We start from the raw sequence: 24,773 nt of genomic DNA, 5'->3' as shown, positions 1-24,773 counted from the left end.
CTATATATGTGTTCTTAAAAAAAAGTGTATTTAATTTTTCCTGTAAAATTTCTACTAGGTTTTTGTAAACTAAAATTGTCATAAAGCTCAGCATTTAACAAGTTTCTACATTCTAAAGTAAATTGTAGTTTCTTGTTTAATGAGTATGTAAAACTTATATCATGTGATATTTGTTGAGGAATTTCAAGTTTATTACTCCCTAAACTTGGCCAGTACAAATAAAAATCATGAACAAATAACAAGTTATAGACTACATTTAATTTGTCTTCTTTATTCCATAGATTAGAAAAAGTGTAGCTCACATCAGCATTTCCAAATAAATAAGGCTCGTTAGGAACTCGATCTTTGTAAACAACACTAACTTCTGTTTGATTATCTTCATATTTTGTGTTATTTCTTAAGTTTTGATAAGTTATGTTTGCTCCTAGTGAGACTTGATTATTAAAGTTATATCTTGCCTCTGCTTCTACACCAAGGTTGGTTACACTCGCTAAATTATCCATAACTTGCCTACTTTGATTTTTATTAAGTGTAGGTCTAATGAAATCTTTTGCATCTCTATAAAAACCATTTGCATTAAAATTAAAAGAGTGATTACTGCTTGTATGCTTCCAAAGGCTAACTCCTAAATTATAATTATTACTACTTTCTGGTTTTAGACTTAAGTTTCCTTCTAAATTAATTACATCTCCATAAAGTTCATTTGCTTCTGGTAAACGATAACTTTTTTCATAAGAAGCTTTTAATTGTATATCATCGTTTACAAAATATGTTGCAGCAAGCCCATACCCTGTATGATTAAACTTATTAACTTGATTTCTATACGCTACATCTCCGTAGTTTCCACTAGGATTATATGCCTCTGCAAACTTATTTCGTTGATAGTATTTTTTTATAAAAGCTGAAGTATTCCAGTTTGAACTTTTAAAATCATAGCCTAAACCCATTACATTTTTCATCACTTTTTTGGGGTGTTCGTAAATTTCGTTATCTGGATTTAACTCATTATGCCCTACTCTATCAAACGTATTAAGAGTATTACTAAATGTAATTTTATGCTTATCATTCAACTTATAGTTTAAGCTTGTTGTTGTAATACCTGCGTTATTTTTGTATTTATATAAAGAATACGAACGTTCTCCTCCAGGGCCATCATATTCTTTAAAATCTCCAAACCAATTGTAACGCCTATGTAACGTATCAATATTTTTTTCTTCTCCCAAGTTGATATTAGCGGTTAACTTAAAATCTAAGTTTTTAAATATAAAGTCGTTCTTTTTATACTTTACACTAGGCATTATAATATTACCTTTTGTATGCCAAGCACCAAACACGCTTACCATTCTTGCTCCTGTTTGAATTTCTCTATAACTCTGTCCTAGGGTCATACCAAATAATAATTGATCTGCGAACTCAGTATTTACAAAACCTACATTAAAAATGGCTACTTCGTTATGGTAAGTATCATTAAAACGTTTTACTCTTTGGTTGGGAAAATATTCTCCGGTGTTTAAATCAGATACATCAACGTTTACTTTATAATTGTTATCAGAATAGTTTTGAAAAGCATTTAATTGCGCAGTAAACCCAGATTTTGCTACATAAACAGCATTTACATGTGATCTATGAGTATTAAACGAACCAAAAGAATACGAAGCTTCTAAATGACTTTTTTTATGCTGTTGTGTTATAATGTTTACAGCTCCTCCCAATGCATCTGCTCCTAAACCTATAGGTACTACTCCTTTATATATTTCTATGCGTTCTGCTAAACTTATTGGAATGTTATTAATTTGTAGAGATGAACCAAAATTATCCATGGGTAATCCATCAATAAAAAATCGAACTTGATTTCCTCTAAAACCGTTAAGTGAAAAATTCATTCGAGAACCAACTCCTCCACTTTCTCTAATGCGTACTCCTGCTACTCTATCTAACGCATGTCCTAAATCTAAAGAGGTATGATGTAACTGTTTAGCATCAACAACACCTACATTATATGCTTTTTCTTTTACTTTTTTTACGATACTTTTTCCTGTTACAAGTACCTCATCTAACTCTACTGATGATTCTTCTAATTGTATTGATAATACTAGTTCTTCTCCCTCTTCTATCTTAAAAAATAGTTCCTTAGTTTTAAAGCCTACAAAAGAAACTTTAAGTACATATTTTCCTTTAAGCTTACCTTTAAAAAGAAAATGACCATTTATATCAGTTGAAACTCCTTTATTCGTGTCTTTTATAATAACTGTTGCTCCAGGAATTGTTTTTTTCCACGCATCTACTACTGTTCCGGATAATTTAGACTGTGTATATCCTACGAATAAAAATAGAAGGTTAATCGTTATAAAACTTATTGATTTCTTAAATATATTCACTTTGTTTTTATTTAGACTTAATTGAAATTAAAACAAAATTACTCCTATAAAACTGTAAGTTTTATACGCTAAACGGATAATTAGCTACGCTAAACGGAGTAAATAATATTGATTATTAAGATGATTCTTTTAAAGCTTTTTATTTCTTTTTATTTTGAAGAAAATACTAAATGCTGTTATTGAAAGTAGCAACCAAAAAGCATCTACCACAAAAATTTGTGAATATCCTTTTTGCCAAGAAATCCATAGCCAATTGCCTGTAATAGCACCATTTGAGATAGGTACTAGAAATCCTAAAATACTTCCTAATAAAAGTGATATTTTATTGGTAAAGTAATTGTCTTTTTTTACGATAAAAAGTGAGCTTAGTATAAGCCATCCCCAGAAAAATATCTGATAAATAAATACTTTTCTATTGTCTCCATTGCTGTTTGAAAAACATTTAACGCTAATAAAAACAAGAGCAGTTATTGGATATAAGCTTAAACATATAGCCATATAAATATTTACTAGCCAACTATTGAATTTACGTTTGTAATTAGGTACGCTTTTTTTATCTCTTGCAACTAACCAAATAAGTACACCAGATATGATTACAAAACAGGTAATAAAACCCAAAACCAAGTAAATTAATTTCATTCCATAACCACCAAAATCTCCAAAGTGTAATCTTTTTAAAAGATTTGTAGCTCCTTCTATATATGATAAGCTATTTTTTGAATCTTTTGTTTGTACTATATATCCATCTGAAGCTTTGAATGTGATTGATCCTGAACTTAAAAAGTTATCCTTATACTTTGGGTATCCTCCTACTTTTACATGCATATTTGCATCTCCATAATTAAATATTTCGACACTATTTAATTGTAAGCTTGGGTATTTTTTTTTAGTTCTAACTAAAAAATCATTAATAGAAATAGTTTTTTCTAATTCTACTGCTTTGTACTCATAATTTATATCTTTTTCGTAATTCAATGCTTCTGTTAAAGCTTTAGAATTATCATTAAAAATATAGTTTTGCACAGGTGCTAGCATTACCATATAACCAATAATTAGGTATGCGCCTGTAACAGCAAATATAAACTGATATGGTAGTCCTATTACACCGAGTGCAACATGCGCATCTGTCCAAATAGTTTTCCATTTCGTTTTTGGTCGAAATTGGTAAAAATTAGGTACTATTTTTTTCCAGTGAACGATAATTCCTGTTATAATTGCAAACAAAAAGAAAAAAGCTATTAAACCAGCAAAAACATACCCAGATCGTCCATAAAAATTTAATTGTGCAAAAAAATGTAGCCTGTAAAAAAATTCTCCTAAAGAATAGTTTTGGTTATAATTTGCTTTTTTAAAGGTTTTTAAATTTGTATAAAAAAAAGCTCTTTTAGGCTCTTTTTTTGGTGCCAATGTATCTTTAAACTGCCCCATTCTGGTGATTACATTTTGTCCTTCTATATTTCTATAAAAAGAAATGTCTCTACCTTTTAGGTAATACTCTTCTCCTAAATTATTTAATAAAGCATCAAAATCTCCTTCTAAAAAAAAGTTTTTTTCAACGGGCTCATTTCTTTCCCAAGCTATTATTTCATCTCTTAAAAAAGAAATAGATCCTGTAAAAAAAATTACATATAATGCTGCACTTATAACAATACCACTAATGGTATGTGTATGAAACATTATATTATATACTCTCTTAGTCATAATGGTATTTTAATATTTTATTATAATTGATTTGGATTATTTAAGTAAATGACTATAATAAATAGAAGACTAACAAGGGTATAAAGTGCCCATATTTTCCATGCACTTTTGGCTAAAAAGGCTAAAATCATTAAAACCGCCCACATAATAAATCCAAAAAAACGTAGTGTCATTATTACATTTGGTATGTTTAAAAAAGTCATTAACATGATGTGAAAGGTTTCTGTTACAACATATCCTCCTACAAAACCAGCACTTATTTTTGCAATACGCTGGATAGGTGAACTTGTCAAATATTTTTTATTTGCTGGCATAATTATTTAAGATAAACTTCAAGTAATAGTGATAAAATCATCATAACAACTAATATTGAGAATTTTAAAAAGCGTAAAGGTTCAATTAAAACAACTAAACTTGACACTAACATTAATAGAGTTAAATATGAAAATATTCCTGCGCCAAAACCTAAATATAAAATCGCGCTAGTTAAACCAATAATTAACAAGACTACACCTATATACTTTCCTTTTATTTTATTCTCATTAATCCATTTTTGAAGAGGTAAATAAAATGTTAAATCTGCTCTATTTGAAGTACTGTATAAAAAATAAAAACCTATGAGAGCTAAACAGCCTATAATTGTTAACATGCTATTTTTTTTTATAAGTTATAACTAAAATCGATTTTGTCATTTTTTATGTTAAAACTAATTTTACTTATTAAGACTAAATAAAAATAAATTATTTTTGTCTTCTGCAAAACTAATTTTTATTCGAAAATCGGGGGATACGTTAAACGGATAAAAAACATACGTTAAACGGAATAAGAAAGTATGAAGGTTACCATATATAATAATGAAGAAGCTATTTTTGATAAGCTATCTAATATTAAAAATATAAATGATAATTTTTACAAAACCTTAGTAACTAACTTTAATGAAGATAATTTTAAAGGTTGGTATAAGGAGCATGTATTTGAAAACTTCAAAATAGGTTTTGGCTCCATAAAAACTATAAAAGGCTATAAAATATCTTTTAATATTAAAGGAGAAAGTATAGAAATGTTATTTAACTTAAAAGGGAAGTTTACTATACATATACCTGAAATAGAAAGTAAGTATTTTTTTAACTCTAACTCACATAATATTAACTTTTATAGCAATACAAAAGGCTTTTTAGAGTGTGGATCTTCAGAATCTTTTATTGTACGCCTTAACTTATCTCCTTTATTCTTCATTCAGTATTTACCCGATGATATTAGGTTTGATGATTTTAAAAAAATCATTAGTGATAAAAAATTTGGTAAACTTAATTCAGAAAACTGCTTAATAAATTCAAGAATGCATTTTTTGATAAAAGAAGTTATTGCCTCTGAATGGGATAATCATTTTCGAAAAATACATATTACCTCTAAAATATTAGATCTTCTTTTATTACAACTTTATCAGTTTACACCTAGTACTCCTAAAAAAAACACAACAAAGCTAACTACTACTGAAGCTAATAAAATTGAAAGGGTTTATGAATATATACTTAATAATTATACATCTCCGCTAACCTTATCTTTGTTATGTAAAGAAATTGGCACCAATGAATATGCCTTAAAAAAAGGATTTAAAACCACATTTGGTATTACCGTATTTAAATTTATTGCTAATTTAAGAATGAATAAGGCTAAAGAACTATTATTAAAAGGCCATACCGTAAATGAGGTTTCTGAAAAGGTAAGTTATAAAAACCCACAACACTTTTCTACTGCCTTTAAAAAGAAGTTTGGTACTTCTCCTAGTAAATTTTTAAGTGAACTAAGTTTTTATGATATAAAAAATTAATAAGTACTTCTTTTTTAAAACAAAAAAACCTTGGAACTACATGATTCCAAGGTTTTACAACTAACTCTACAAATCTAACATACTTGCTTAACAAGAATGCTATTCTTTTAATAAGACTTCATCAAAAAATTTGTCTTTAAGTTTTTGATAAGCTTCTAAATTATTTTGATAATTCTCACGTAACCTATCGTACTCTTCTAAATAAGCCATATCGCACTGTATATCGTCACATTCTGCTACATTTACATAGGTATTTGAATATGATAAAACAGTTTTATAAAGCTCATTATTTACTTTTTTTATCTTAGAAAAGAGTTCTAGTATTTCTTTAGAAATAGTTTTATTGACTAAAGAGTATTCATGCAAGCTTAAAAGGTTCTCAATCTCTTTATTAATATACTGTAACTGATCTACCCATCCTTTTAATTCTACATGGTTGTATTTATGTACTACATCTATATCGCTACCGTGATTATTAAGTGTCATTTTTTTATCTTTAAATTAAGGTACTGAAACTTTCGTTCTTTTTTTCTTGAACTACTTTTAAAATTTTAACTTCTTTCTTCCCTCCTGGTAAATCCCAATGAACTACATCATTTAGAGCATAACCAAATAAAGCTATACCTATTGGCGTTAAAATAGAAACCTTGTTGGTTTTCAAATCCTTTTCAGTTGGTCTTACAATCTGAATAGTTTTTTCCCAAACATCTCCAGAAGCTATAGTCACAACAGTATTTAAGCGTATGACATCATCAAACATTTGTTCTTCATCTAAAATTTTTGCTGTTTTTAACTCCTCAGCAAACTTGCCTAATGATGTTTGTACTTTACTTTCTTCAGTATGCGCTGAAACATTAAGTAAACTCTTAATGTATACATACTCTTTTTTCTCTAAAACTAAACTTCCGTGTTTCATTTTACTCCTTTTTATGGAAAAATACCTCGTTGAACATACGCTTTTTCAATACGTTGTATCGCTATACAGTAAGCTGCTTTTCGCATATCAACACCTTCTAACTTTGCATAATCTGAAACTCTAGTATAGGAGTCTTTTAGCTTCTTGTCTAATCGCGTAATTACTTCTTCCATATTCCACAACTCTCCGTTACGGTTTTGAAGCCACTCGAAATAACTAGTGATTACTCCTCCTGAATTACATAGTATATCAGGTATAATTGTTACTCCTTTTTCTAAAAGAATTTTTTCTCCTTCAACATTTATAGGTCCGTTTGCTCCTTCAGCTATTAAATTAGCTTTGATTAAGTGTGCATTATCTTCAGTTATCTGATTACCCAATGCTGCTGGTATACAAATATCACAGTCAGTAGCAAAAAAATCTTCCTTCTCTATTGCTATTGATTCTGGGTACTCTACCAAACTTCCATTATTAGCTTTTGTATAATTGAAAAGGTCATCTACTTTAATTCCGTTCGTATTTTGAATACTTCCGTAAGCATCTTGAACCCCTATCATTTTTGCTCCTTCTTGTTCTAAAAAGTAAGCCGCCCAATACCCAACGTTTCCAAACCCTTGAACAATAAAAGTTTTTCCTTCTAAAGTTTGGTTATTTTCTTCTACCCAAAACTTGATGGTTAAGAAAACTCCATAACCTGTAGCTCTGTCTCTTCCTTCTAGACCTCCACTACCTATTGGTTTTCCTGTAACTACATGTTGATTCATTGAACGTTCAGCTGGTGCTTTTGTGCTCATATAGGTATCAGCCATCCACGCCATTGTTTGAGCGTTTGTATTAACATCAGGAGCAGGAATATCATGCTCTGGTCCAATATTATCTCCTAATGCAAACGTAAAACGTCTGGTAATACGCTCTAATTCATCTTTTGAATATTTTGCTGGGTCTATTTGAATTCCTCCTTTACCTCCACCGTATGGTAAGCCAGCAAGAGATGTTTTCCATGTCATCCACATAGCTAATGCTCTGGCTGCATCAATATCTACCGTTGGATGGTAACGTAAACCTCCTTTATATGGTCCCAAAGCATTGTTATGCTGTACACGATATCCTTGAAAAATTTCAACGTCTCCATTATCCATCTTTACAGGAAAATTAACAATAATTTCGTTATTCGTAATGCTTAATATTTTACGAATATTAGGGTGTAAACCAATTTGATCAGACGCACTATTAAATTGCTCTAGTACATTATCAACCATCCCTCTAGCATTCTTTCGCTTCACTGGTTTTTTTAATTCCTTAGTTAAAGTCATCTCACTTATGTTTGAATTTATGTTGCTTTTAATTTTTTCTGTTTTTATACAGCTTGCATTTCTTTTTCTATAATGACTGCCTGTTTTTTTTCTTTTTTTACATCTACCTCATTATACTCACTACACGACCATACCTTTTCTTTAAATTTGGTTAACACACATATATTTATCTCTGTACATGATGGACAAATATTAAAAGGGTTAGCATTCATAAATTATATTTATTTTATTCTCTCTCTTAAAAGCAAATGATATACCGTTAATGATGCCAAAAAAAAGAAAAACTCCCAACCCCTTGCAAACAAGAGGCTCTGGAAGTTTTTATAAATTTTTACTTAAAATAAAAACGGGTAATTTCTCCTCAAGTGGAGAAAAAACACCCATAAAAAGTTTTGTTATTCTTTCAGCTTTTCTCGTAATGTCTTACGGTCTATTTGAAGAATTTTTGCTGCTTTTGTTTTATTGTTATTAGTTGCGTTTAATACATATTGTATATGACGTTTTTCCATTTCTTTTAAGGGGATTAATCTTTCCTCAGAAAAATCGACATTATACTTTAGTGAATCAGGTAAATGCTCTACTTCTACTATACGATCACACATAATTACCGCACGCTGTATTATATTTTCTAACTCTCTAATATTCCCTGGCCAATTATATCTTTGTAGTATAGCTAAGGCTTTAGGACTTATTTTTACGAACCTATCTTTATATTCCACACCGTATTTAAACAAAAACTTTTCTACTAACATAGAAATATCTTCTTTCCTTTCTCGTAAAGGTGGTACCTCTATTTCAACTACTGTCAACCTATAAAATAAATCTTCTCGAAATGTTCCTTTTTGAATCATTTCTTTTAAATTATTGTTGGTAGCAGCAATAATTCTAACATCTACTTTCTCTGTTTTTTGAGCTCCAACCTTCACCACTTCTTTTTCTTGTAAAGCTCTTAATAACTTTGATTGTACATTTAATGAAGCATTACCTATTTCATCTAAAAAAATAGTTCCTCCATTAGCCGCTTGAAAAAAACCATTCCTGTTACTATCTGCTCCTGTAAAAGCGCCTTTTATATAACCAAACAACTCAGATTCTAATAAATTCTCAGGAATTGCTCCACAGTTTACTGCTATGTATGGACCTTTAGCAAATTTCCCTTCATAATGTATTGCACGTGCTACTAGCTCTTTACCTGTTCCACTTTCTCCTTTAATAGAAACTGTTGCTTTATTATTTTTTACTCGATCTATTATTTGAAAAATTTCATTAATCTTTTCTGAAGCCCCTATCATATCTCCATAAAAATCCTTTTTCTCTTTTTCTTGAGTAGTTTTTTTATGACTTTTTTCTGCTTTTTTTAAAGCATCATCCATTGCCGTTTTCAACTCATCTTTTGTAAATGGCTTCGTTAGATATGCTACTACTCCTGACTTAATGGCTTCCAGTGAATCTTGAACAGATGGATAACCTGTTACTATAAGTTTAGGTAACTTTGGATAGTGTTCTGAAACAAATTTTACAAGCTCAAAACCATCAACTTCTGGCATTTTTAAATCGGTTATTAACAAATCAATTGGGGTGTCTCTTAAAATTGTAACTGCTTCTTTAACCGATACTGCCTTGTAGGTGTGATAATTCCAAGATTGTAAATGCCGATGTAACAATTCTAAAATATGAACATCATCATCTACTATTAATATATTTTCTTTTTTTAACGGCATTTCTTTTATTTTGGTAACCTAACCTCAAAGATAGCACCTTTTTCAATGCCATTTTTAGCAGTTATTGTTCCTTTGTGACTTGACACAATACCGTGCACAACACTTAATCCTAATCCAGTTCCTTCTCCTGTTGGCTTCGTTGTAAAGAAAGGTTGAAATACTTTTTCAAGAGCTTCATCACTTAATCCTATCCCTTCATCAGAAATTCTTAATATCACTTCTTTATCTGTTTGAAATGTTTCAATAGTAACTAGCCCTTCTTTTGGTGAAAAGTAAATAGCATTAATAATAAGATTGAAAATAATCTGAGTAAGTTGAACCGTATCTGCTCGTAACCACAATTCTGATTCTTCTACTTTGACTAAGTATTTTACAGACTGTCTTCTAAAAGTAGCATCCAGTAAATTTATTGCATCCTTTATACTCGGAATAATGTTTACTTTCTTCATTTCTTGTGGCATTTCACAAGCAAAATACATGAGTTTTTTTACCACTTCTCTTGAAAAAATAGCACTTTGAATAATTTTATCTACATCTGCCAACCCTTTTTCATTACTAGACATATCTGCTTTCAATAGTTCTGAGTAACCTAAAATATTAGCTAGCGGGGTATTTAATTCATGGGCAATACCAGCAGTTAATTCTCCTAAGATTGATAAGCGATCGGCGTGTTCCATTTTACGCCTCATCGACAACTCATTGTTCTTTATTTCAATACGCTCTAAAAGTCCCCCTATTTTTATAGCTACAGTATCAAATAATTCTTTTTCTTCCTTTAGATATAAATTTTCCTTAAGTTCTTTACCTTTTATAAATGCTGATATTTTTCCTTTAGGTATATTAAATACTGGTATAGGACTTGAGATTATACAAAGTTCTTCCTCAGTTTTACTTTCCTCTTCAGAATATTTTTCTGTATCAATAAAAACTTGAGTATTTTTTGGAAATTGTAATGCTTTTTTTAAACTTTTTGCAATTGCTTTTAAAGTTACATCAACTTGATCTAGATTTGCGTTTATTATTAGAGATGTTACTTCATATAAACAAGTTAACTCTTTTATACGTTCTTTTAATTCTTTTTCTGTTGTGCTTGCTGACCTCATTAAGTAGTTTTTAAACTCATTTACTTTCTGAGAATAAAAATACAAAATAACTCTCCTTCACTTACTTCATTTATAAAAACTACTACATTATATATTCTCTTTTATGCTTTAGCTATTTTATGTAAATTCGTAATTATGGAATTACTTTTTATAGGTTTGGCAGGAGGTGCCATTATATCCTATTACATTTTTAAAAAATTCACCTCAGTAAAAAGAAAAAATTTAACTGAAAAACAATCGGTAGTTTTATTAGATAAAATTAAAAAAGTATCTAAATTAATTACTGTTGAAGGAGAATTTGCTGAAATATATCACCATGAAAACACCAAAGAAAAATTTTTAGGACTTGTTACCAGTAAGAAAAAAGCCATTATTCTAATTAATGCTAAAGTGCATATTGGTTTTGATTTTAGGAAAATAAAAATGCATACAGATACTAAGAAAAAAGTATTAGTTCTTTCTGAATTTCCTCAACCTGAAGTATTTTCAATAGAGCCTAATTTACGTTTCTATGATATTCAAAACGGATTACTTAACAAGTTTAGTTCTGAAGATTTAACTGAAGTTAATAAAGAAGCTAAAGATCATATTCTTCAAAAAATACCTGAAAGTAATTTAATGCAAACAGCAAATAAAGAAGCCTTAGAAGCTGTTACCTTAATGCAAAATTTAGTAGAAACCATTGGATGGAAACTAGACTACACAGCTTTAAAGATTTCTGAATCAACTCGAAATTTAATTGAATAATTAGCAGTAATGAAGAAACATTGTAAAACATTTAACCTATTATTCATTTCTGCTTTTTCTTTCTTTTTATATTATTACATAGATAACCATAACGCTTTAATATCACTTCAAGAAAAAGCTGACAAATACTCCATACGTAGAGGCTTTGAGTTTTTCATTCTCATAACTATTTTTAAATACTTTTTCTTATTACTTAGTTTTATGTCTATTATTTTCCTAGTTTTTACATCTTATAAAAATAAAAAAAATGAATATTGAAGAATTTCGTAACTATTGCATTACCAAAAAAGGAGTAACTGAACATTTTCCTTTTGATGATAATGTTTTAGTATTTAAAGTAATGAATAAAATGTTTGCTTTATCGGGTTTAGATAGTTGGGAGCAACATGAACCTAAAATTAATTTAAAATGTGAGCCTGAGCGTGCTTTAGAATTACGGACCGAATACGAAAGTATTAATCCGGGATTTCACATGAGTAAAAAACATTGGAACACGGTTACTTTAAACAATGATGTTTCTGATACTTTTGCTTTTGAATTGATTGACCATTCATACGAACTTATAGTGAAAGGATTAACAAAAAAACTTAAAGAAGAATTAAAATCGTTGTAACCCAATGCTTAAATCCGACCTTAGAAAACTATACAAGCAAAAGAGAAACTCTCTTACTCAAACAGAAAAAGAAAAACTCCAAGAAAGTATATATCAACAAATATTCAAGTTACAAACTAATGATATACATACTGTACATTTGTTTTTATCCATGCGAAAGTTTAATGAAATAGACACGAAGCCCATCATTGATTTTTTTAGAGGCAAAGGAAAAAGAATTATTGTTAGTCGTTGTAATTTCGAAGATGATTCATTAACTCATTTCTATTTTGAAAAAGACACCAAACTAGAACTTAACAAATTTGGAGTTCCAGAACCTATAAATGCAGAAGAAGCAAATGTAAAAGATATCGATTTAGTTTTTGTTCCTATGTTAATTTCTGACGAACAGAACTATAGAGTTGGTTACGGAAAGGGCTTTTATGATCGATTTTTATCAGGATGTAGAGAAGATACTCAAACTATCGGACTCAACTTCTTTCCTCCTATCAAAAAGATAGAAGATACTCATAAGTTTGACGTTTCACTAGACTTTGTAATATATCCAAAATAAAAAAATCCTGCTGAGAGCAGGATTTTTTTATTTTATATAACTGACGATTATCCGTTCATTGAAATCAAGAACTCCTCGTTATTTAATGATCTTTTAATTCTATCTTGAATAAACTCCATTGCTTCTATAGGGTTCATATCAGCTAAATACTTACGTAATACCCACATACGTTGTACAGTCTTTTCATCTAATAATAAATCATCACGACGTGTACTCGACTTAATTAAGTCAATTGCAGGATAAATTCTACGATTGGCAATATTACGCTCTAATTGTAACTCCATATTACCTGTTCCTTTGAATTCTTCAAAGATAACCTCGTCCATTTTCGAACCAGTTTCAGTAAGTGCTGTAGCAATAATAGTTAAAGAACCTCCATTTTCAATGTTACGAGCTGCTCCAAAGAAACGTTTTGGTTTGTGTAATGCATTAGCATCAATACCTCCTGATAAAATCTTACCAGATGCTGGTGCTACCGTGTTATATGCTCTTGCTAAACGCGTAATAGAGTCTAATAAAATCACAACATCATGCCCACACTCTACTAAACGTTTTGCTTTTTCTAACACAATATTAGCTACACGAACATGTTTATCAGCTGGTTCATCAAAAGTAGATGCAACCACCTCACCACGTACACTACGTTGCATATCAGTAACCTCTTCTGGACGTTCATCAATTAATAAAACAATTTGATATACTTCAGGGTGATTCGCTGCAATTGCTTTTGCTACATCTTTTAATAATACTGTTTTACCCGTTTTAGGTTGTGCCACAATCATACCACGTTGTCCCTTTCCTATTGGAGAAAACAAATCGATAATTCTAGTAGATAATGAACTTCCTTTTTCTGCTAAATTGAACTTTTCATCAGCAAATAATGGAGTTAAGTGCTCAAAAGAAACACGATCACGTACAATATTTGGGTTTAATCCATTAATTTTTGAAACCCTAATTAACGGGAAGTACTTCTCCCCTTCTTTTGGAGGACGTACATTACCTCTAACTGTATCTCCTGTTTTTAATCCAAATAATTTTATTTGAGATTGTGATACATAAATATCATCAGGTGATGATAAGTAGTTATAATCAGAAGAACGTAAAAAACCATATCCATCAGGCATCATTTCTAAAACACCTTCACTTTCAATAATACCATCAAACTCAAAATCAGGGTCACGGTACTTATTACCGCTTTTGTGATGCTGCTTATTAGTATTCTGGTTTTTATTATGCTTATTACCTCTATTATTGTGGTTTTTATTATGCTGCTGCTTTTGCTGTTGAGGTTGTTGCTTTTTATCCTCTGAAGCTTGAACTTGCTTCTTCTCTTCTTGTCTTTTCTTAGGCTTATTAACAATTTCCTTTTTTTCTGGAGTTACTTTTTCTGGAGTTTTTTTCACTTCAGTTTCGTTAACAACCTTTTCTGGATTTTCTGCAGTAGTTTTAGCTTCTGTTTTAGCTATTCTTTTCCTTTTAGGCTTGTCTGCTTTAGGTGCAGCAGGTTTAGGTTTAGCCTCATTAGCACTTGCTTCTGCTTGCGCATCTAAAATTTTGTATACTAAGTCTAGTTTTTTTAGTTGACTAATCTTTGTTAATCCTATTGATTTGGCAATAACTTGTAAATCAGCTAATTTTTTAGTTTTTAATTCCGAAATATCGAACATTCGTTAAATAATTAAGTTACTAAAATTCCTTATTTGTAAAGAATTGTTTGTATTAAGTTTTGTTTTGAGTGCTAATTATATAGGGGCTATATAATAATTTTGTGCGGTTACATACAAGGCAAATATATACAAATATTTTAACTTCTAATATTTCTTTTTAAAAAAAGAAGTATTACATTTGCTACCCGATAAAAAATTATGATACAAAGAATACAATCTATATACCTATTAGTAGCAGGAATTATCTCCGGAGGATTGACTTTTATAGTTAGTCTTTGGAGTAACTCCCAAACTAATACTATTTATGTTTTAGATTTATTTTCTGGGAACTCAATCTTACAAAAAAGTATTCCTGTTTTATTTTTTATTTCGGCTTTAGTAGCTATTGTAACAATATTTCTATTTAAAAATCGTCAGTTACAATTTGTACTAAACCGGTTAAACATATTGATAAACCTTTTTTTATTAGGACTATTGATTTATTTATCACAAACATTATCTGGAGAAGCTTTGGTTTCTGAGAAAGGTATTGGGATGTTCTTTCCTATCATTGTTATTTTGCTATTAGTTTTAGCAAATAGAGCCATTAAGAAGGATGAAGATCTTGTAAAATCTGTAGATAGATTACGATAAACCTAACATCTTAGTATATTTAGTGCGAAAAAAACCGAGAATTAAATCTCGGTTTTTTATTTTTGATTCCGTAGGCTATTCAAGCCCTCTAGCTTTAAATGTTAAAGAAATGTTAAAAAAAACTCAGGGTTTTCCCTGAGTCACTAATAAAACAATTAGGGATACTGTGTATTGTACACACTCTTTTAACCTCATAAATTTGTAACTGTAATAACAATCATGAATTACAACAAGATAAAAGTTCACATAGCAGATGACCATAAGATATTAATAGACGGTGTCATTGCTTTATTAAATACTGAAGATAATATTGAAGTTGAAGGCTATTCTTTAACTGGTAAGCAAGTAGTAAATTGGTCTTCAAAAAACACAGCTGATGTATTAGTTTTAGACATAAACATGCCTGAAATGGATGGTATTGAAGTTTTAAAAACGTTTAGAAAACGTAATACAACTATTAAAACAATAATTCTTTCTGGTTTGAGTGATCCAAAACTTGTTCAAGAAATGATTGCATTAGGAGCCAATGGTTTTGTTGATAAAAGTCGAGCTAATGAGCAAATAATTGACGCTATAAAAGTCGTTCACAATGGTATACAATACATTAGCGAAGACATTAAAGTAAAGTTATTAGACTTATATGCTTCAGATGCAAAAGACGAAGATGAACCAGAGTTTTTGCATGGAGATTTAACCGAGAGGGAAATTGCTGTATTAAGATTAATAGCAAAAGAAAAAAGCTCCAGTGAAATAGCAAAAAAACTAAATGTTAGTATTAAAACAGTAGAAACATATAGAAGTAATTTATATAAAAAATTAAAAGTAAAAAATGTAGTAGGTTTAGCGATGTATGCTGTGAGAAACAAAATAGTGTAAAGACATAATCAACCCTTCAAATTTTCTTTAGTCCCCCAGATTAAGAAGAAGCCCCCCGAGTCTATACACTTCATGCATCGCTAATCAACTGCTACTAATAATAAACCCAATAGCGATGTACGCGTTATTTAACATAGTATAGAAAACCCCTTCATTTTGTTTTCTTTTATCCCCTAAGAGATATTGTCCCCCGTCTCTTAACATCTATCCTAAGTACATCGCTATTTTTAAAAAAATCTAATCTCAATAAATATACAAGTCATGAAAAACTTTACTCCTTATTTACTAGCTTTGAGTCTTAGTGTTATTTTTGCTTCTTGTTCTTCTAACGAAGCAGAAGTTATAAAGAATAATCCAGAAAATTTATTACAATCATATACACTTAAAAGAGATGCAACTGGGGCCTACTCTATTGATTTTAATACAGCTAATAATACCGATGTAACTACATTGACTAATACAGACAATTCTAAAGAGATTATTTTAGCTGAAACTGCACAAAAGACATCTACAAAACACTCTAATGATTTTTCTATTGAAAACAATCATTTAAAAATTGGTTTTTTAGAAGCTAATAGAGGGAAAAAAACTGATATATATATTGAAGATGAAAACATTACCTTTGCTAAGGGTATTACCGAATTTTTGAACTCATATAGTATTACAGCAAATGAAGATGGTACATATCAATTAAATTTTACTATTAATAATAATGTTACTACAGATTTTGTATATAATAAAGGGATTGAAACTTACGAAGTGCATTTATCAAACGGTACCTCAACTCAAAAAACATTTTCAAGAGAATTAGAAATGAATCCTGAGTCTAAAATATTAAGATTAGATTTTGTTAATCATAAATATGTTGGTAGAATGGAAGTTGAATCTGTCGACAGAAAACCAAGATCTATTATTGTGGATCACACTATAATATAATAAAAATGTACAAAAGCTCTTTGCTCTTTTTCCTAATAACTACTATAACCTTTACTTCTATTTCTTCTCATAGCCAGAAAAAAAAGCATCCTTTATTTGATGAATATAATAAAGCTGAAGAACTCTTTAATGAAGAGAAATATAGTATTTCATTAGAAAAAAGTCTAAAAATACTTTCTGAAATAGATTCATCAGGTCATTTTGAATTAAAATATAAAACTTCATTTTTAATTGGAGATATTTTCAGGCAAATAAACGACCATGAAAAAGCTATTACGTACTACAAAAAAGCATTAGCTAACTTTAAATATAACTCTTCTTTTAAAAAAGAGCACTCGAATATAGTTGAAAATAATTTCAAAATAAACAAAATATTGTTACGTATTGGAGGACAATTTCATATTTCCAAAAAGAAAGACAGTGCTATTAAGTACTACAAAAAGATACTAGCTAGTAACTCATTTAACCAGCAAGACCTCACAACCAAAGCAAGCTCATACACCAACCTTTCTAATATATACAGAGAAGACTCTATTTACGATTTAGCCAAGGAGTATTCTTTAGAAGCTATAAAAATTTATAAGAATTCAAATAAGAAAGTTTTAGAATCCGCTGCACTCGGTAATTTAGCTAGTATTTATCTTGAACAAAAGGATTATGAGAAAGCAAAAAAAATATACTTAGAAGGTTTAGATTTAATAAAACAAGACTCAAGCAATAGAGCTACAAAATATAAAGAGTTTCTATATTTCAACCTAGCATATACTTTATATCTACAAAAAGACTACAGAGCTTATGATTATCAAGAAAAATCTTATAATATCAAGGACGACTTTAGGGATATTGAAATAAGAAGAATTGTCGATGAAATTTACACAAAACACGAACTTAACTTAGAAAAAGAAAAAACAGCCTTAGTTGAAGAACAACGTAAACTAGAAGAAGCCCAAGAAGCTAAAACCTCTATGCTCTTTGGTGCTTTAAGTTTTTTGGTATTAATTGTTTCAGGAGTAATTATATACAATTATAAGCTTCGTCAAAAAAACTTACGCCTCAAGTTATCTGAAAGTAAACTTATACAACAACAAAACCTTGAGAAAGTAAGATCAGAAGCACAAGTTAAAATTCTAAACGCTACGATTGACGGAAAAGAAACTGAACGAAAACTTATCGCAGAAATATTACACGATAATGTTAGCGCACTACTTTCATCTGCAAACATGCACTTAACAGCTACAAAAAAACAATTTAACGGCAATACTCCTCAAGAAATAGAAAAAACACAAGCTATTATTTCAGAAGCATCTCAAAAAGTAAGAGATTTATCTCATAATTTGGTTTCATCTATTCTATTAAAATTTGGGTTAGAATATGCTATTAAAGATGTTGTTAAAAAATATTCTAATAGCCAATTAAAACTTGAGGTTTCAGCAAAAAACATCAACAGATACAACCAAGAGTTTGAAATAAAAATATTTAATGTGATTCAAGAATTAATCAATAATATCTTGAAACATAGTAAAGCCAAACATGCACAAATAGATTTAAAAGAAGAGAAGAATCAACTAACCGTTCTCGTTAAGGATGATGGGGTAGGATTTTCTACCTCGTCTTCTTCTTTTTCTGATGGTATTGGACTTAACCAAGTTGAAGCTAGAGTTCACATGATGGATGGTAAGCTAACTATAAAGTCTCAAATAAATGTAGGCACTACAATACAAATTATAGTTCCAATATTAAGAAAAGAAAACAACTTTAACAAGTTAACCTCTGTTAGCTAATTCAATAATTTCCATATTTTTTATATTACTATTATCTATTTCAAAACGTAGCATCGTTCTAACTTTATGAAATCCATGATTTCCTGCTGCTCCTGGATTTAAATGTAACAAATTCAGATTCTTATCATACTGAACTTTTAATATATGCGAATGTCCACAAATAAACAGTTGTGGTGTATTACTTTTTAACTCTTCTCGAACCCTTTGATTATATTTATTCGGATAGCCTCCAATATGAGTTATCCAAACCGAAACACCATCTATTATAAATTTATTATCTAACGGAAATTCTGCCCGAGCACTTTTATCATCAATATTTCCATACACTGCTCTCAATGGTTTTAGCTTTTTTATACTATCAGTAACTTGTAGGTTTCCAATGTCACCTGCATGCCAAACCTCATCAGCTTGTTTTACAAACTTTAAAATTTGTTCATCTATAAAACTATGTGTATCGGAAAGTAATAAAATTTTCTTCATTGAAACAAAACTAATAAAAATCAAACCAACACATTATTAACTTATAAGTATTTTAGCAAAACTTAAAACATTATTTTACCTCATATCTAGTACATTTCAAGTTATAATTTTATAATTTAGCTGTTTAAAATCTTTACACTTCTTGAGGTATTTCATTGAATTAGCATACAACGGAAAAAATTATCATGGATGGCAAATACAACCACACGCAATGTCCGTTCAAGAAAAAATCAATAAGGCTATTAGCACTATTTTAAGAAAAGAAATAATTATCGTAGGTGCAGGAAGAACAGATGCTGGCGTGCATGCATCTCAAATGTTTGCTCATTTTGATGTAGAAACCCCACTAAACAGTAATTTCACCTACAAGTTAAACGCTATTTTACCTAATGACATCGTTATCTTTAATACTCAACTAGTACATAACGATGCTCATGCTCGTTTTGATGCACTTAGTAGAAGCTATGAGTACAAAATTTGGCTAGGTAGAAATCCTTTTTTATTAAATACTACTTGGCAATTACACCACCAGCAATTAAATATAGAGTTAATGAATAAAGCCGCTGCAACTCTATATGATTATGAAAATTTTGAATGCTTTTCAAAAGTAAAGACAGATGTACATACATTTAACTGTACTGTAACCAATGCTAAATGGATTAAAAATGGTAATGAGTTAACGTTTCATATCAGTGCCAATCGTTTTTTAAGAAACATGGTTCGTGCTATTGTTGGAACTTTAATTGACGTTGGTTTAGAAAAAATAACTGTAAATGATTTCAAAAAAATTATAGAAAGTAAAAATCGAAGTAAAGCAGGCGTATCTGTTCCTGCAAAAGGTTTATTTTTAACAAAAGTAAAATACGAATATATATAGTGAGTAAAACAACAGGAAAAGCATTCGATATTAAAATTTTTGCACGACTAATGAGTTTTGCAAAAAAGTATCGCATACGATTTATAATTGCAGCATTATCTACTATTTTACTAGCAGGGTTTGCTGTGCTAACCCCTGTCATTTTAATGGCTGCCATAGATGACTTTATTACAAACAAAGATTTTTCTAGACTATTGTATTTCACAATAGCCATGATTGTGGTTTTATTAATTCAAGTCTTTTTCCAATTTAGTTTTATTTACTACGCTAACTGGGTTGGACAACATATTATTAGAGACATAAGAGCTATCACTTTTAGAAAAATACTCCAATTTAAAATGGGATATTTTGATAACTCTTCAGTTGGAAAATTAGTAACTCGTGTTGTTTCTGATATAGAAACTATTGCTAATTTTTTTACACAAGGTGTTTTTATGATCGTTAGCGATGTTTTGAAAATGATTGTGGTAATAGTCGTAATGCTATATACCAATTGGAAACTAGCAATAATAGCACTTGCAACCTTACCTGTTTTAATTTATGCTACTAAATTATTTCAAATAGCCATAAAATCTACTTTTCAAGATGTAAGAAACCAAGTAGCAAACCTAAACAGCTTTGTTCAGGAAAGAGTTACGGGAATGAAAATAGTTCAGCTTTTTAATAGAGAAAAGATAGAGTATAAAAACTTTATTGATATTAATAACAAACATAAAAAAGCACATGTTAAAACAGTTTGGTATTATTCTATTTTTTTCCCTATCGCAGAGATTTTATCTTCAATTGCAATAGGTTTAATTGTTTGGTATGGTGGTTTACAAGTAGTTGAAAACAAAGCTGCAAGTGTTGGTGCCATTATTGGTTTTATAAAAATGGCTCAAATGCTTTTTAGACCCTTAAGACAAATAGCTGACAAATTTAATCAGTTACAAATGGGGATTGTTGCTGGTGAACGTGTTTTTAACATAATAGACACCGAGAGCTCTATAGATAAGAATGGATCAATTATTGCTAACAACATACAAGGAGCTATTAATTTTAAAGATGTAAAATTTAGTTATATAGAAGGGGAAGAAATTTTAAAAGGTATTAATTTTAGTGTTAAAAAAGGACAAACCGTTGCCATTGTTGGGGCTACAGGAGCCGGAAAATCAACTATAATTAATCTTATAAATCGTTTTTACGAAATAGATAGTGGTGAAATATCTATTGACAATATTCCTGTTCAAGATTACAAAATAACTTCTTTACGTCAAAAAATAGCTGTGGTATTACAAGATGTTTTTTTATTTTCTGATAGTATTTTAAACAACATCACTCTTAAAAATGATAAAATTTCTCTCAAAGAAGTACAAACTGCCGCTAAACAAATAGGAATTCATGAATTTATTATGAGTCTTCCTAACAATTACTATTATAATGTAAAAGAACGTGGTGGTATGTTATCATCTGGTCAACGCCAATTAATTGCTTTCTTACGAGCATATGTTAGTAAACCTAGTATTTTAATTTTAGACGAAGCTACTTCTTCAGTTGATGCACATGCAGAACAAATGATTCAATATGCTACGGATGAAATTACAAAAAATAGAACTTCTATTGTAATTGCTCATCGTTTAGCAACTATTAAAAAGGCTGATATGATTATAGTTATGGACAAAGGATCCATAGTCGAAAAAGGAAACCACATAGAGTTATTAAAAAAACACGACGGCTATTATAAGAATTTGTACGAAAAACAGTTTAATAATGAAACGGTAGTGTAAATAAATTTGTTTACATCAATCAAAATAGTACATTTGTTATTCAATCTAAAAATTAAAAATCAAAAACGATGAAAAAAGTAATTTTATCTGCATTTGTAGTTGCTTCTTTATTAGCAACCTCTTGTAAAAACACAAAAGAAGAAGCTAAAGACGTTAAAAAAGAAGCTGTTGAAACAGTAGACAAAGCTACTGAAGAAACTAAAGAAGCTGCTAAGGAAGTTGAAGAAACTACTGAAGAAGCTGTTAAAGCTGTAGAGTCTGCAATTGAAGGTATCGAAATTCCTGAATTTGAAGATCCAAAAGTAGGTGAATACTTACAGTCTTATACTGAGTATGCTAAAACATACATAGAAGCAAAAGGAGATGTAGTAAAAAACTCTGAATTAGCTCAAAAAGGTGTTGAATTAGCTAGTAAATCACAAGAAATTCTTGGTAATTTAAGTCAAGATGATGCTGTTAAGTTTAGCCAAGTTATGACTGCTATTCAATCTAAAATGGCTCCTGCTCAATAATCTTTTTTGGACAGAACATAAAAAAAGCTCGCAAGTTGCGAGCTTTTTTTATGCCATGACATCTTTTTCTAATTTTTTACGAAGTTCTTCCAGCGACTTATACAACACAAATTCACCATCTTTTATATAAGAAAGCTCACCTGTTTCTTCTGAAACCAATAAACAAAGGGCATCTGTTTTCTCACTAACCCCAATAGCTGCTCTATGGCGTAACCCAAACCTAGAAGGTATTTTAGTACTACTAGAAATAGGTAGTATTACTCGAGTAGCTACAATATAATTATCACGAATAACTGTTGCTCCATCATGTAACGGGCTATTTTTATAAAAAATACTCTCTATAATTGCTTCATTCACCAAAGCATTCATTTTATCTCCCGTATTAATTAAAAAATCAAGGTTGTTTGTTTTTTCAATGACTAATAATGCCCCTGTTTTAGTTTTTGACAAGTTAACACAAGCTGTTAAAATAGTTTCAACATCTGTTTCGGAATGAATTTCAGTTTTTAGAAACTTCAACTGATTTAAAAACCCCTTTTTAGTAGAAAAATTAGTAGTTCCTATCATTAATAAAAACTTACGAATTTCTTGTTGAAACACAATAATCAATGCTATAACACCACCAGAAAGTAAATAACCTAAAATACCACTTAACATCTCCATGTGCAAGGCTTGAGTAACTTTCCATATTAAAAATATAAATGCAATTCCTATTACAATGTTAATCGCTACGGTTCCTTTTAACAACTTATAGATATAGAAAAGCAACACAGCTACCAAAAAAATATCTAACACATCAAGAAACGAAAAGTTGATGAAATCTAAATTCATTAATTTTTTGAAGTTTTTTAACTTTAAAACAAGCTTTTAGGCATTTTGTCTTTACCTAATAAGTAAATGTAAGGATTTTATTACAACTGTTCCACAATTTTAACCGCCTCAACTGCTTCTTTTACATCGTGCACCCTTAAAATGTGTGTTCCGTTTAGCAAAGCAATTGTATTTGCTACAGTAGTAGCATTTAGAGCTTCTTGCGATGTAATTCCTAACAATTTATATAACATAGATTTTCTAGAAACCCCAGTTAAAATAGGAACATCTAAACTTTTAAACATTGATAACCTTTTAAGCAACTCATAGTTTTGATTAAGTGTTTTACCAAAACCAAAACCAACATCTATAATTACATCATTCACCTTTAGCTGGCGCAATTTAAAAAGCTGTTCTGCAAAAAAAGAAACCACTTCTGTAACCACATTTTCATATTGAGGATTTTGTTGCATATTTTGCGGTGTTCCCTGCATATGCATCATAATATATGGAACTTGTAATTTTGCCACTGTCTCAAACATTTTCACATCCATCTTTCCACCAGAAATATCATTTATAATTCCAGCACCTGCATTTATCGACTCTTCCACTACTCTACTTCTAAATGAGTCTACCGAAATAATAATTTCAGGAAAATTTTTAACCAACGACTCCACCACAGGAAGCATTCTTTGTAGTTCCTCTTCTTCCGAAATATGCTTTGCTCCTGGTCTTGAAGAATATGCACCTACATCAATAAACGTAGCCCCTTCACTCAACATCTTTTCTGCCTGTACAAGGATATCTCGTTCATTTTTATACTTTCCTCCATCAAAAAAAGAATCAGGAGTAACATTTAAAATCCCCATAACCTTAGGCTTAGTTAAATCCACCAAGGTTCCTTTACAATTAATTGTCATCATGCTAAATTTCCAAGTAAAAATAAATGAAAAGCTTGTAATATTTACTATTTTTGGTCGAATACTTTTAAACAGGAAAGATGCAAGATACCTCAAAACAGTATGATGCTGTAGTTGAAGAATGTAAAAGTTTATTTATAAAAAAAATGAGCGATTATGGTAGTGCTTGGAGGATTTTAAGACTTCCATCACTAACCGATCAGATATTTATCAAAGCTCAACGTATACGTCAATTACAAGAAAATACTGAGCGAAAAGTTGATGAAGGAGAAAAATCAGAATTTATAGGCATTATCAATTATTCGGTAATGGCATTAATTCAAATTGAGTTAGGTATTGTTGAGCAACCTGATTTAACTACCGAAGAGGCTACTACTTTATACGATAAACACATAAAAATCACCAAAGAGTTAATGGAAAACAAAAACCATGATTATGGTGAAGCTTGGAGAGACATGAGAGTTTCTTCGTTAACCGATTTAATTCTGCAAAAACTACTTCGTGTAAAACAAATTGAAAACAATCAAGGCAAAACTTTAGTTTCTGAAGGAATTGATGCTAATTATCAAGATATGATTAATTATGCTATTTTTGCCATGATTCACCTTTCTGAATCAGATAATTAACCTAAAAAACACC

26 protein-coding genes are annotated in these 24,773 nt (G+C 29.9%); 12 read left to right on the top strand and 14 right to left on the bottom strand.

The annotated features are described in order from the left end of the window. Nucleotides 1-14: 14 nt before the first annotated feature. The 4 genes from MHM83_RS12120 to MHM83_RS12105 all read right to left on the bottom strand — a co-directional run bounded on the left by MHM83_RS12120 (nt 15) and on the right by MHM83_RS12105 (nt 4,728). On the bottom strand, nt 15-2,378 hold the full coding sequence (locus MHM83_RS12120) for a TonB-dependent receptor (protein WP_239180027.1): 2,364 nt from the start codon (nt 2,376-2,378) through the stop codon (nt 15-17). 129 nt (nt 2,379-2,507) lie between these two features. Continuing rightward, complete coding sequence (locus MHM83_RS12115) at nt 2,508-4,079, bottom strand: PepSY-associated TM helix domain-containing protein (RefSeq protein WP_239180026.1); 1,572 nt, start codon at nt 4,077-4,079, stop codon at nt 2,508-2,510. Nucleotides 4,080-4,099: 20 nt separating this feature from the next. Beyond that, nucleotides 4,100-4,393, bottom strand: coding sequence for a hypothetical protein (locus MHM83_RS12110; RefSeq protein WP_073184632.1), 294 nt, complete (start codon nt 4,391-4,393; stop codon nt 4,100-4,102). 2 nt (nt 4,394-4,395) lie between these two features. Continuing rightward, nucleotides 4,396-4,728: a hypothetical protein gene (locus MHM83_RS12105; protein WP_239180025.1), complete on the bottom strand. Its 333-nt coding sequence runs from the start codon at nt 4,726-4,728 to the stop codon at nt 4,396-4,398. Nucleotides 4,729-4,911: 183 nt separating this feature from the next. On the opposite strand from MHM83_RS12105, the gene MHM83_RS12100 reads away from it, so the two are divergent. Continuing rightward, nucleotides 4,912-5,910, top strand: a complete 999-nt coding sequence (locus MHM83_RS12100) for a helix-turn-helix transcriptional regulator (RefSeq protein WP_047790184.1) — start codon at nt 4,912-4,914, stop codon at nt 5,908-5,910. 99 nt (nt 5,911-6,009) lie between these two features. Here MHM83_RS12100 and MHM83_RS12095 read toward each other — a convergent pair whose 3' ends face one another. The 6 genes from MHM83_RS12095 to MHM83_RS12070 all read right to left on the bottom strand — a co-directional run bounded on the left by MHM83_RS12095 (nt 6,010) and on the right by MHM83_RS12070 (nt 10,963). Further along, nucleotides 6,010-6,396, bottom strand: a complete 387-nt coding sequence (locus MHM83_RS12095; RefSeq protein ID WP_159615398.1) for a hypothetical protein — start codon at nt 6,394-6,396, stop codon at nt 6,010-6,012. Nucleotides 6,397-6,406: 10 nt separating this feature from the next. Continuing rightward, on the bottom strand, nt 6,407-6,826 hold the full coding sequence (locus MHM83_RS12090; RefSeq protein WP_047790199.1) for a GreA/GreB family elongation factor: 420 nt from the start codon (nt 6,824-6,826) through the stop codon (nt 6,407-6,409). An 11-nt stretch (nt 6,827-6,837) separates the two neighbouring features. Next, nucleotides 6,838-8,139: a Glu/Leu/Phe/Val family dehydrogenase gene (locus tag MHM83_RS12085; RefSeq protein WP_047790200.1), complete on the bottom strand. Its 1,302-nt coding sequence runs from the start codon at nt 8,137-8,139 to the stop codon at nt 6,838-6,840. A gap of 44 nt (nt 8,140-8,183) precedes the next feature. Continuing rightward, a complete protein-coding gene (locus tag MHM83_RS12080; RefSeq protein WP_156167091.1) occupies nt 8,184-8,351 on the bottom strand; it encodes a hypothetical protein in 168 nt (55 codons plus the stop codon). Nucleotides 8,352-8,534: 183 nt separating this feature from the next. Next, nucleotides 8,535-9,860: a sigma-54-dependent transcriptional regulator gene (locus MHM83_RS12075; RefSeq protein ID WP_239180023.1), complete on the bottom strand. Its 1,326-nt coding sequence runs from the start codon at nt 9,858-9,860 to the stop codon at nt 8,535-8,537. Between the two features lie 5 nt (nt 9,861-9,865). Next, nucleotides 9,866-10,963, bottom strand: coding sequence for a sensor histidine kinase (locus tag MHM83_RS12070; protein WP_239180021.1), 1,098 nt, complete (start codon nt 10,961-10,963; stop codon nt 9,866-9,868). 135 nt (nt 10,964-11,098) lie between these two features. Here MHM83_RS12070 and MHM83_RS12065 point away from each other — a divergent pair, with 135 nt between their 5' ends. The 3 genes from MHM83_RS12065 (at nt 11,099) to MHM83_RS12055 (ending at nt 12,876) form a co-directional block, all read left to right on the top strand. After that, complete coding sequence (locus MHM83_RS12065) at nt 11,099-11,710, top strand: DUF4230 domain-containing protein (RefSeq protein WP_239180019.1); 612 nt, start codon at nt 11,099-11,101, stop codon at nt 11,708-11,710. A gap of 247 nt (nt 11,711-11,957) precedes the next feature. Further along, nucleotides 11,958-12,323: an MmcQ/YjbR family DNA-binding protein gene (locus tag MHM83_RS12060; RefSeq protein WP_125344718.1), complete on the top strand. Its 366-nt coding sequence runs from the start codon at nt 11,958-11,960 to the stop codon at nt 12,321-12,323. Nucleotides 12,324-12,327: 4 nt separating this feature from the next. Continuing rightward, nucleotides 12,328-12,876 carry a 5-formyltetrahydrofolate cyclo-ligase gene (locus tag MHM83_RS12055; protein WP_239180017.1) on the top strand — a complete coding sequence of 183 codons (549 nt, stop codon included), beginning with the start codon at nt 12,328-12,330 and terminating at the stop codon, nt 12,874-12,876. Nucleotides 12,877-12,923: 47 nt separating this feature from the next. Here the strand turns inward: MHM83_RS12055 and rho are convergent, their stop codons facing one another. After that, nucleotides 12,924-14,543: a transcription termination factor Rho gene (rho, locus tag MHM83_RS12050; protein ID WP_239180015.1), complete on the bottom strand. Its 1,620-nt coding sequence runs from the start codon at nt 14,541-14,543 to the stop codon at nt 12,924-12,926. 198 nt (nt 14,544-14,741) lie between these two features. Here rho and MHM83_RS12045 point away from each other — a divergent pair, with 198 nt between their 5' ends. The 4 genes from MHM83_RS12045 to MHM83_RS12030 all read left to right on the top strand — a co-directional run bounded on the left by MHM83_RS12045 (nt 14,742) and on the right by MHM83_RS12030 (nt 18,769). After that, a complete protein-coding gene (locus MHM83_RS12045) occupies nt 14,742-15,176 on the top strand; it encodes a DUF4293 domain-containing protein (RefSeq protein ID WP_159494553.1) in 435 nt (144 codons plus the stop codon). Nucleotides 15,177-15,395: 219 nt separating this feature from the next. Further along, nucleotides 15,396-16,052, top strand: a complete 657-nt coding sequence (locus MHM83_RS12040) for a response regulator (protein WP_073184660.1) — start codon at nt 15,396-15,398, stop codon at nt 16,050-16,052. Nucleotides 16,053-16,313: 261 nt separating this feature from the next. Further along, entirely contained in the window at nt 16,314-16,988 is a 675-nt protein-coding gene (locus tag MHM83_RS12035) for a hypothetical protein (RefSeq protein ID WP_159615384.1), read from the top strand. 5 nt (nt 16,989-16,993) lie between these two features. Next, a complete protein-coding gene (locus MHM83_RS12030; RefSeq protein ID WP_159615382.1) occupies nt 16,994-18,769 on the top strand; it encodes a tetratricopeptide repeat-containing sensor histidine kinase in 1,776 nt (591 codons plus the stop codon). On the opposite strand, the gene MHM83_RS12025 is transcribed toward MHM83_RS12030, so the two are convergent. Continuing rightward, complete coding sequence (locus MHM83_RS12025; protein ID WP_159494549.1) at nt 18,752-19,249, bottom strand: metallophosphoesterase family protein; 498 nt, start codon at nt 19,247-19,249, stop codon at nt 18,752-18,754. The genes MHM83_RS12030 and MHM83_RS12025 overlap by 18 nt on opposite strands. Nucleotides 19,250-19,391: 142 nt before the next feature. Between MHM83_RS12025 and truA the strand changes: the two genes are divergently transcribed. The 3 genes from truA to MHM83_RS12010 all read left to right on the top strand — a co-directional run bounded on the left by truA (nt 19,392) and on the right by MHM83_RS12010 (nt 22,404). Further along, entirely contained in the window at nt 19,392-20,126 is a 735-nt protein-coding gene (gene truA / locus MHM83_RS12020; protein WP_159615380.1) for a tRNA pseudouridine(38-40) synthase TruA, read from the top strand. Beyond that, a complete protein-coding gene (locus MHM83_RS12015) occupies nt 20,126-21,892 on the top strand; it encodes an ABC transporter ATP-binding protein (RefSeq protein WP_047790213.1) in 1,767 nt (588 codons plus the stop codon). Before truA ends, MHM83_RS12015 begins: the two co-directional genes overlap by 1 nt. Before the next feature lie 68 nt (nt 21,893-21,960). Continuing rightward, entirely contained in the window at nt 21,961-22,404 is a 444-nt protein-coding gene (locus MHM83_RS12010; protein ID WP_047790214.1) for a hypothetical protein, read from the top strand. 48 nt (nt 22,405-22,452) lie between these two features. Here MHM83_RS12010 and cdaA read toward each other — a convergent pair whose 3' ends face one another. Beyond that, entirely contained in the window at nt 22,453-23,235 is a 783-nt protein-coding gene (gene cdaA / locus MHM83_RS12005; RefSeq protein ID WP_047790215.1) for a diadenylate cyclase CdaA, read from the bottom strand. Nucleotides 23,236-23,315: 80 nt separating this feature from the next. Beyond that, nucleotides 23,316-24,134, bottom strand: a complete 819-nt coding sequence (gene folP / locus MHM83_RS12000) for a dihydropteroate synthase (RefSeq protein ID WP_047790216.1) — start codon at nt 24,132-24,134, stop codon at nt 23,316-23,318. Nucleotides 24,135-24,214: 80 nt separating this feature from the next. On the opposite strand from folP, the gene MHM83_RS11995 reads away from it, so the two are divergent. Further along, nucleotides 24,215-24,760 carry a DUF1599 domain-containing protein gene (locus MHM83_RS11995; protein ID WP_047790217.1) on the top strand — a complete coding sequence of 182 codons (546 nt, stop codon included), beginning with the start codon at nt 24,215-24,217 and terminating at the stop codon, nt 24,758-24,760. Nucleotides 24,761-24,773: the final 13 nt, after the last annotated feature.

The sequence above is a fragment of the Tenacibaculum sp. Mcav3-52 genome (assembly GCF_022347665.1).
Taxonomy (GTDB): Bacteria; Bacteroidota; Bacteroidia; order Flavobacteriales; family Flavobacteriaceae; genus Polaribacter; species Polaribacter mesophilus.
The sequence above is the reverse complement of the archived record's forward strand: the minus strand, read 5'-3'. Positions and strand labels throughout refer to the sequence as shown.